The organism is Streptomyces sp. NPDC001709 (assembly GCF_053596375.1).
Genome location: NZ_JBSFGB010000112.1, coordinates 1 through 5,428, shown reverse-complemented (window position 1 = coordinate 5,428; position 5,428 = coordinate 1). Strand labels below are relative to the sequence as shown.

5 protein-coding genes are annotated in these 5,428 nt (G+C 69.5%); 2 read left to right on the top strand and 3 right to left on the bottom strand.

Translation table 11 applies throughout. The features are described 5' to 3' along the window. Positions 1–117: 117 nt before the first annotated feature. Positions 118–657 (top strand): GNAT family N-acetyltransferase, encoded by a 540-nt coding sequence (locus tag ACWC0C_RS47925; RefSeq protein WP_450871489.1) that lies wholly within the window; start codon positions 118–120, stop codon positions 655–657. On the opposite strand, the gene ACWC0C_RS47920 is transcribed toward ACWC0C_RS47925, so the two are convergent. Genes ACWC0C_RS47920 through ACWC0C_RS47910 form a run of 3 tightly spaced genes read right to left on the bottom strand, consistent with a single transcriptional unit; the run spans position 559 to position 3,641 of the window. Beyond that, positions 559–1,272 carry a recombinase family protein gene (locus ACWC0C_RS47920; RefSeq protein ID WP_450871488.1) on the bottom strand — a complete coding sequence of 238 codons (714 nt, stop codon included), beginning with the start codon at positions 1,270–1,272 and terminating at the stop codon, positions 559–561. The genes ACWC0C_RS47925 and ACWC0C_RS47920 overlap by 99 nt on opposite strands. Continuing rightward, complete coding sequence (locus tag ACWC0C_RS47915) at positions 1,272–2,159, bottom strand: AAA family ATPase (RefSeq protein WP_450871487.1); 888 nt, start codon at positions 2,157–2,159, stop codon at positions 1,272–1,274. Before ACWC0C_RS47915 ends, ACWC0C_RS47920 begins: the two co-directional genes overlap by 1 nt. 3 nt (positions 2,160–2,162) lie before the next feature. Then, positions 2,163–3,641, bottom strand: coding sequence for a Mu transposase C-terminal domain-containing protein (locus ACWC0C_RS47910; protein ID WP_450871486.1), 1,479 nt, complete (start codon positions 3,639–3,641; stop codon positions 2,163–2,165). A gap of 283 nt (positions 3,642–3,924) precedes the next feature. On the opposite strand from ACWC0C_RS47910, the gene ACWC0C_RS47905 reads away from it, so the two are divergent. Continuing rightward, the gene (locus ACWC0C_RS47905) at positions 3,925–4,848 is read left to right on the top strand and encodes a recombinase family protein (RefSeq protein WP_450871485.1); all 924 of its coding nucleotides are present in this window, start codon (positions 3,925–3,927) and stop codon (positions 4,846–4,848) included. The last annotated feature ends 580 nt before the right edge of the window (positions 4,849–5,428 follow it).

Sequence of the window (5,428 nt, the reverse complement as noted above, 5' to 3'; positions counted from 1 at the left end):
GCCTGTGACCTTCAGGGCTTCACGGCGCCGAATCTTCAGCGGTATCTGACGCCGAAGCCGTGGCTTTGTTCGGGAGTTGTGAAAGCGCGTTTGCGGGCGCGCGATAGGTTGCCCGCCATGACTGAACTAGGGTCCGTCACCTGGCCACCTGCCCCGATCAAGACCGAGCGGCTCGTTCTCCGCGAGCCCGAGGCCCGGGACCGTGCAGCGTTCATCGAGCTGCTGGCGTCGCCAGAGGTGCACACCTACCTCGGCGGCCCCCGGCCGCGTGACGAGCTTGAGCGCGAGATGCCCGGGGTGCCCGAGCGGTGGCCCGGGAGTTTCGTCGTTGATCTCGACGGGGCGATGATCGGCCAGATCCTGCTCAGGAGAGCGCCGGGGCACAGCCGCCCGGCTGCCGAGGGGAAGGTCGATCTCGGGTACCTGTTCCTGCCGAGGGCGTGGGGATTCGGGTACGCCGCCGAGGCGTGCGCGGCGGCACTCGGCTGGTTCGATGGCGTCCTTCCCGGCGAGCCGGTGGTGCTCCACACCCAGACCGCCAACGTCGGCTCGCTGCGGCTAGCGGCGAAGCTGGGCTTCACCGAGGTAGAGCGGTTCCATGCCTGGGACGCCGAGCAGTGGCTCGGCCTGCGGTCTCCGGTCACGCCGTCCGCTTGAGCCCGTGCTCGCAAGGGGTGGTGTGCCGGCCGTCAGTCCTCGTCGTCCTCGACAGCGTCCGGGGGCTGCCGTACGAGGCGGTAGATGGTTGAGGTTGCGACCTTGAGCATGGCGGCGATGCTGGGGGCGGGGGTGGCCCGCAGCGTGCATCTGGCGTGCGAGATCGGCCTGTTCGGGGGTGAGCTTGGGAGGGGACCCAAGACGTTGTCCGCGAGCACGGGCGGCGGTTTGTCCCTCGGTTGTGACTTCGGTGATCCACGCGGCTTGGAGTTGCAGGGTGGCGTCGACGGCGCGGATGACGAGGTCGCCGTCGGGCGCGGTGGTGTCGATCGGCTCTTCCAAGGAGCGCAGTCCGACCTGTGCGTCGTCGAGCTGGTGGAGCAGGTCGTGCAGGTTGCGCAAGCCGGCGGCGAACCTGGAGAGCCGCACGATGACGATGCAGTCGCCGGGATGGACGTGCCGGAAGGCCGCGTCCCGAGCTGGTCGCGGACCGGTGGTGCGGTGGGTGATGTCGAGGAAGACTGCGTGGCACCCGGCGGCGAGGAGAGCACCGGCCTCGGCGGGGCGCGGATCGCGCAGGGTGGAGAGCCCGTAGCCGATGAGGCGGGCGGCCATCACAGGACTCCCACGACGAGGGATTCACGGGCGGTTTCCACGACCTCGGCGGTGACCGTCGACAACTGGTTGATGTCCATCACGCGCTCGATCTGGGCGACGAGGCGGCTGGTCAGCCGGAAGTTCCCGCTGGTGATCCGGGTGATCGTGGCGACTGCTTCGGCGGTGGTGAAGTCTCCGAGGTCGTCCAGGGCGAGGTGGGGCCAGTTCCGGGCGATGACGAGGTGCTGTTCGTTCGGGGAGAGCGGCCGGTAGTGGTGGACGAAGCCGACGCGGCTGTAAAGCTGGGGGTAGCGGGCGAGGCTCTTCTCGATCCCGGGCATGCCGATAAGGACCACGCCGACACCGGTGCGGTCGTAGTGGTCCCGGATCTGTTCCAGGCTCGGGGTCTTGAGACGGTCGGCCTCGTCGACGACGAGGAGCTCGGTATTGCGGGCGGATCGCGTCGTGAAGCGCGCCGCCGTGTCCGGCCCGCCGAGACCGCCGTCGCGGACGAGCTGGACGGCGTAGTTGAGGCGGTCCTGGTAGAAGGCGATCGCCTTCTGCACACTGCGCGGGGTGTTGTAGACCTCGGGTGTATAGACGACGGTCCGCGCTGTCAGCGCGCTCTCGGGGACGGGGCGTCCGTCGATCAGGGTGAACTCGTCGAGGTAGGGGGCGACTTCGGCCCAGCCCGCGTAGTGGCGGGCGGAGAGAGTCTTGCCGACGCCGGGCGGTCCGTAGCACAGGCCGATGTAGCGGTCCCGGCGTACGGCGTCGGCGAATTCGGTGAAGCGCCGGTGTTCCTTGGTGATGACGAACGGGGCCGTGACGGGAGCGTCCGGCTCGGGCGGGATGTGCTTCTCGTCCGCGCCGGTCTGGCGGCTGCCTGCATCGGGGGTATCCATGGCCTACTCCTCCCGGTAGCGGCGCAGTTTGGGCCGGGATTCCTCGGGCTCGGTCGGCGGTTCCTGGGCGAGCGGCCCGGGGGCGGTGTGGACGGCCAGGAGGCGGTCGACGACGCTGGTGCGCTGTTTGAGGGTGCCGGTCAGTTCGCGGCGGCGGGCGTTGCGGGCCGTGGTGATGTCCTTGAGCGAGACGGTGGTTCCGGCCAGCTGGGGGCAGATGGCGCGGGTGAGGTAGCGGTCCTGGTGGAAGACGCGGATCTCCGCGAGGTCGCGGGGGTCGTAGCGGATGGTCACGTCCTCACCGACGTAGGCGGCCAGGACCGGGTCGAGGTAGCGCAGGGACTGGAAGTGGATGCCGTCGGGGTGGATCCTGCGGGGCTTGGCCACGGTGAGCAGGAGCAGGTCGAGCTGTTCGAGGGCGTCCGGCATGTGGGGCAGGAAGGCGCCGGCCTCCCAGCGGGCCTGCGGCGGGTGTCCGGTCTCGCCGTGCTCGCGCTGGTTGTAGGTGCCGACGAAGAAGGCGCCCAGGGCGTGGTCGAGTTCGGCGAGGCTGAGCCGGGCCTGCCTGGCTCGGTCCTTGGTACCCCGGGGTGCGTATCCCGGCAGGTCGGACAGGCACAGGGTGTTGACCGTGTCCATAATGCGCTCGATCTTGCCGCGGCCGCGGGGCTGGCCGGGCAGCGAGAAGACGAGGCGGATCATCAGCTCGGCGGCGGCCTGCTCCATGTGGGCGGAGGTGAAGTCGCTGCCGTGGTCGGTGTAGAAGACGGCGGGGATGCCGCAGAGGTGCCAGGACGGGTCCGGCTTGCGCCAGATCGCCTGGCGCAGTGCGAGCGCGGTGTTCAGCGCGGACGGGGCACCGAGGTTGACCGCGTACCCCGCGATCGCGCGGGAGTAATCGTCCTCGATGACGGTCAGCCAGGGCCGGGCGGGCCTGCCGCTGGGGGCGATCACCCACAGGTCGAGCTGGGTGTGGTCGGCCTGCCAGATGGCATTGGGGCCCTCGGCCTCGCGGCGGTGAATCAAGTCGTACACCTCCCGGTACCGCTTGGACCCCTCGTGCGCGAGCACCACCAGGGCGGGATCGAGCGCGCGGGCGATGGCGTACACGGTGCTGTACGAGGGCACCGGCCAGCCCTGTTCCTTGGCGACCTCGACCACCCGCCGATGCACCCACGTCATGTGCGGTGCCGGACGACGCAGAGCCAGCCCCTCGACCAGGTGCCGAAGCTCGTCAGGGATACGGCGGTGCCCGGCATCCGAGCGCCGGGCACGGACGAGACCGGCCAGACCTCGGTCCCGGTAGGCGGCAGCCCACCGCTGTGCGGTCCGGCAGGCAACACCCGCCTCCGCCGCGGCCCGCGCCAGCGGAACACCGTCCTCAAGGTGCGGCCGTAGTACCGCGAACCGGCGCATCGCCGCTTCGCGCTGGGAGCCGGTCAGTTCCCCCCGCGCAGTGAGGCCGACGGCAGGTATCGCCATGTCCACCAGCGTGCCTCCCGGCCGGGGCGCCCCTCACCGGCGCACGGGCGCGTGAAACCGGCGCTCGTAAACTCCCGCACCCTCGTGCCGGGTTGTGTCGGCCCCCGCTTTCGCACGCCACCGGATGGTGTTCGCAAACGATCGTCTACGAGCACCATTGCGGGCGCTTCGGCGGAACTGCTAACGTCCCAGCTCGCCGATCAACCGATGGGTTTCACAACCCGCGTACGGATTCAACGACCGAAACAGTGCCCCGACCACCGTTTGTGAGGACGTTTCAGGCATGGCGAAGATCGGATACGGGCGGGTCAGCACCCGCGACCAGAATCCCGACTCCCAGCGCGACGCACTCGTCGAAGCCGGATGCGACAAGATCTTCATCGACAAGGCGTCCGGCAAGCTGGCCAGCCGCCCCGAACTCGACAAGGCCCTTGACTACGCCCGCGCCGGCGACACCTTCGTCGTCACCCGGCTCGCCCGCGCCGCCCGCTCACTGAAGCACCTGATCGAACTCGCCGAGACCTTGCGTGAGCGCGGCATCGACCTGGTGGTGCTCAAGCAGGGCATCGACACCTCGACCCCCACTGGCCGCCTCGCCTTCCACATGCTCGGCGCCATCGACGAGTTCCAGCGCGAACTGATCGTGGAGGGCACCCACGAGGGTCTGGCCTCCGCCCGCGCCCGGGGCCGCACCGGCGGGCGCCGCTCCACTCTGACCGCAACGCAGGTCCGCATGGCCCGGCAGATGTACGACAGCGAGGAGTACACCGTGCAGCAGATCGCCGACACCTTCCACACCAGCCGCGCCACCGTCTACCGCGCCCTGTCCGACGACGGCGACTTTGCCTACGTCGTCTACCGCAGCGGCAAGCCCAAGACCCGCCCCGACGGCAGCACCATGGGTGAAACCGGGCAGGGTGAGCACAGCCCGGCGCAGTACGACGCCGACCGCCAGCTCTTCCCCCTGGCCGACCACAAGCGCCCGTACGTCAAGGCGATGGTCTACGTCGTCGACGGAACCGTGAAGCGCATCCGCGCCATCGACCCCAAGGGAGACTGGGTTCCCCACGGCGGCGACTGGGAGATCCCCGTCACCGCCCCCCTCACACCCGGCGAGATCGCCGAGAGGTTCCCCACCCTCGGTTTCTCCCTCGGGGACGAACTGCCCGCCCAGCGCGGCAAGCTCCGCCAGCACCTCGCGCTGTAGAGACTCCGCGGCTGGCCCAGTGAAGCAAGATCCCCGGGCCAGCCCCTCGATCGAACCGACCACCGGCGCGTGCGCCGTTCGACGTCCGCCGCACCGGTTCTAGGCGGTCGGAGTTGTTCCCTGGCAGCACACATCCCCCGTCATGTGTTGGGCGCCCCGCAAGCCACCGGGGCGCTCGCACTTGGGGCAGCGTTCGTCCTTGTCCAATCGGACGTGCCCCGTACTACTTCCGCTCGGATGTACGACCCGAACGCCCTTCGGAGGGCGGGGGGCCGTGCCCGTGCCACCCCCGCACCACAGGCACGGATAGCCCGACGCCATCGCGCCGAACGCCCCGTCGTCCCAGTAGATGCTGTGCCCGCAGGAATGCCGCACATGGAAAACCACATCAGCCATGCCCGGCACCCTACTCGCGCTATCGCCCAGGCCAGGAGCGCGTGCGGAGTCAGCGTGCGCCCCCCTGACCCGGTGATTCCGCCGGGAGGGAAAGGGCCAGAAAGAAAGCCGTCAGTAGTGGCCATCCGACGCCCTACGCCAACTACCAGTGTGAATGTGGCGCCAAAAAGCTCTGAAGGTCACA

Bases quoted from the DNA above. Each gene is read 5' to 3' on its own strand.
- ACWC0C_RS47925 (WP_450871489.1), top strand. From the start codon at position 118: ATGACTGAACTAGGGTCCGTCACCTGGCCACCTGCCCCGATCAAGACC.
- ACWC0C_RS47920 (WP_450871488.1), bottom strand. From the start codon at position 1,272: ATGGCCGCCCGCCTCATCGGCTACGGGCTCTCCACCCTGCGCGATCCG.
- ACWC0C_RS47915 (WP_450871487.1), bottom strand. From the start codon at position 2,159: ATGGATACCCCCGATGCAGGCAGCCGCCAGACCGGCGCGGACGAGAAG.
- ACWC0C_RS47910 (WP_450871486.1), bottom strand. From the start codon at position 3,641: ATGGCGATACCTGCCGTCGGCCTCACTGCGCGGGGGGAACTGACCGGC.
- ACWC0C_RS47905 (WP_450871485.1), top strand. From the start codon at position 3,925: ATGGCGAAGATCGGATACGGGCGGGTCAGCACCCGCGACCAGAATCCC.